The sequence below is a fragment of the Desulfolutivibrio sp. genome (assembly GCF_036584575.1).
GTDB lineage: Bacteria > Desulfobacterota > Desulfovibrionia > Desulfovibrionales > Desulfovibrionaceae > Desulfolutivibrio.
The window spans coordinates 1-3094 of sequence record NZ_JAZHDB010000158.1 but is presented as its reverse complement, the minus strand read 5'-3'; the positions used below and the strand labels follow the sequence as shown (position 1 = coordinate 3094).

At 68.0% G+C, this 3094-nt stretch carries 2 protein-coding genes; one reads left to right on the top strand and one right to left on the bottom strand.

Features of this window, described 5'->3' with window-relative positions; all coding sequences use genetic code 11:
• Positions 1 to 1141 (bottom strand): sigma-54-dependent transcriptional regulator (locus V3572_RS11665; protein ID WP_332111168.1); only part of this gene is annotated, 1141 nt, incomplete at its 3' end.
• Between the two features lie 535 nt (positions 1142 to 1676).
• Between V3572_RS11665 and V3572_RS11660 the strand changes: the two genes are divergently transcribed.
• Positions 1677 to 2960 carry an HDOD domain-containing protein gene (locus V3572_RS11660; protein WP_332111169.1) on the top strand — a complete coding sequence of 428 codons (1284 nt, stop codon included), beginning with the start codon at positions 1677 to 1679 and terminating at the stop codon, positions 2958 to 2960.
• Positions 2961 to 3094 lie beyond the last annotated feature (134 nt).

Here is a 3094-nt window from a genome sequence, read left to right as displayed (position 1 = left end):
GCAGGGGCAGATGGACCGGGTGCAGCACCTGGTCGTCCCGGGCCAGGGCCAAGACCCCCTCCATGGTGTTGCACACCTCGCGGATGTTGCCGGGCCAGGGGTAGGCGCTTAAGGCGGCCAGGAATTCGTCGGAGAGGATTTTCTCGGGCAGGCCCCGGCGCAGGCGGGCCTGGGCCAGGAAATGCCCGGCGAAAAGCGGCACGTCGTCCACGTTGTCCCGAAGCGGCGGCAGGTCGATGCCGATGCCCTGGAGGCGAAACAGCAGATCCTGGCGGAAGAGGCCCTGGCGGGACATGGCGTCGAGATCCTGGTTCGTGGCCGCCACCAGCCGGAAGTCGCAGGTTTTTTCCTCGCGTCCCCCCACGGGGCGGAACCGCCGTTCCTGGAGCACCCGTAAAAAGGCCTTCTGGGCCGAGAGCGGCAACTCGCCGACCTCGTCCAGAAACAGCGTGCCGCCGTGGGCCTGGAGGATCAACCCGTCGCGCCGGGTGTCCGCGCCGGTGTAGGCCCCTTTTTCATTGCCGAAGAGCACGCTCTCCACGATGGTCGTGGGCAGGGCGGCGCAGTCCACGACCACAAAGGGTTGGTCCGCCCGGGGGGAGTTGGCGTGGATGGCCCGGGCGAAAAGCTCCTTGCCCGTTCCGGTCTGGCCGGTCAACAGCACGTTGACCTCGCCCACGGCGGCCTTGGCCGCCAGTTCCAGACAGGCGGCGCGCCGGGCGCTCTTCCCGGTGATGCCGCCGAAGCGGAACGTCGCGGCCGGGAGCGTCCCCCCGCCCTGGCGGTATTCCATGGCCCGCAAAAGCGGCGCGGTCATGGTGCGCACCGAGGGGGGCTTTTCGATGTAGTCCCAGGCCCCCTGGCGCATGGCCCGCTCGGCGCCGTCGGCCTCGCCCCAGCCGGTGATGACGATGACCTCCGGGGCCGAGGCGGATTTCCGGATGTCCGCGATGGCGTCCAGGCCGTTGCCGTCGGGCATGCGCACGTCCAAAAAAACCACATCCACATCCCCGGCTCGGGCCAGGCGGCAGCCCTCGTCCAGGGTGGCGGCCGTCCTGGCCTCATGCCCCAGGCGGGTGACCACCCGGGTCAGGGCGTCGCGGATGTCGAGATCGTCGTCGATGATGAGGATGTTGCCCAAGACGCCTCCAGGCGGCTGGACGCCGCAGGGCGTCGTGCGGAAACGGGATGTCGGAAAATCCAAAATGGCCCCGGCGCAGGGGCGTCCCCCGGAGAGGGAGGGCCGGAAGGCCTTGCGGGAGTCGATGCCCAGGCAGCATGAAAAAACTCCATGCCGCTGTCAAGTGATCCGCCGTCCCTTCCGATGCAGCGCAATTGACACATGCCGGGCGCCGGAATAGTGTCATCACAACAGGGCAAAAGCACTCTTGTGCATGCGTTTGACAAGGTGGCGGAGCCGTAACATCGGTCATGCCGTGAAATCAAATGGCATATATCTGATGTTGCGGTTTTTTATGTGCCTGTCCGAAACGACATCCCGTGGGCGGCGAAGGCCTGAATGGACGCCATGCCCCGGCCCGGTTTCCAACCCAGCCCGTGGTCGGCAAGGTTCTTGACAGGCCGCCCCGGCCATTCCATACCACAGGACAGGAAGGCGAAGACATCCGGCCGGGATGGTTCCTGGTCGGGAAAAGGGAGGCTTCGCGTCCGTGCCCATGCCCAGACATATTTCCGTTGAAAAACTCACGCCAGGCATGGTGCTGGCCGAGGATGTCCGACGTCCGGACGGGGCCCTGGTGGCCACCCGGGGGACGGTCGTCACCGACAGGCACGCCGCCCTCTTCGCCACCCACCACGTAGCCTCGGTGCCGGTCGAGGGGGCGGCTGCGGAACCGGAGGCCGCCGAGCCGACCGCCGAGCCTCCCATGGACCCGCTGGTTCTGGAGGCCGCTCGGGACCATGTCCGTTCCCGCTTTGCCCTTGCCGGCGGGCGGCAACCGGCCCTGACCGAACTCGCCAAATTGTGCGTGCCCCGGGTGGCCAGGGCCATGGTGCGCCAAAAGACCGCCTTTCCCGATCCGCCGCCGCCCCCGCCAGCCGCAGACGGCCCGCTGGACGCCCAGGCCCTGCGGACGCCGCCCTCCATCCAGGACGTCATCGCCGCCGATCCGGCCCTGGTGTCGTTGCCCGACGTGTTCGCCCGCATCTGCGAGGTCCTAAACAACCCCGTGAGCACGGCCCAGGAGGCCGCCCGGGTCATCGGCATGGACCAGAGCCTGTCGGCCCGGCTTTTGCGTCTGGTCAACAGCGCCTTCTACGGCTTCCCCACCAAGGTGGACACCCTCTCTCGGGCCGTGACCATCGTGGGCAGCCGCCAGCTCACCACCCTGGCCCTGGGCATCTCCGTGGTCTCGCTGTTCCGCGATCTGCCCCCGGGACTCACGGACGTCAAATCCGTGTGGCAACATAGCGTGGCCTGCGGTCTGGCGGCCTCGGCCCTGGCCGGATGCGCCGCCTGCGCGCCCGACAGCGGGGAGCGCCTGTTCGTGGCCGGGCTTTTGCACGACGTGGGGCGGCTGGTCATGTACCGCAATCTGCCTGACTTTTCGGGCCAGGCTCTGAGGCTGGCCCGGCGGGACAAATCCCTGCTGCGCCCGGTCGAGGTGCGGGTCTTCGGTTTCGACCATGCCGCCTTGGGGCAAGCCCTTCTGGCCGAATGGCGCTTTCCCGAGAGCCTGGCCCTGGCCGTGGGGCATCATCACGGGCCGGGACGCCGGGGCTGGACCCCGGATACGGCCATCGTCCATGTGGCCGACGTGGTGGTCAACGCCATGCGCCTGGGCTCGAGCGGGGAATATTACGTGCCGCCCCTTTCGCCCGAGGCCTTCGCCGTCCTGGGCGTGCCCCCCAGCGCCCTGGGGGAGGCCGTGGACAAGGTGGACCGCCAGGTGGAGGCCGTCTTGTCCGTGTTCATGCCCGACGAGGCCACGCCTGCCTGATTCTCCCACGCCAGCCAGCCAAGCGGCGGCACGCCCCGCCGTGTCCCAGGCGTCCCGCGCCGTTTTCCCGGCCGCCGGGGATGACTTAACAGTAAAATTTCTTGAAAAAACAGGAAATTTTACTGTTGAGCGCT

Bases quoted from the DNA above. Each gene is read 5' to 3' on its own strand.
- V3572_RS11660 (WP_332111169.1), top strand. From the start codon at position 1,677: ATGCCCAGACATATTTCCGTTGAAAAACTCACGCCAGGCATGGTGCTG.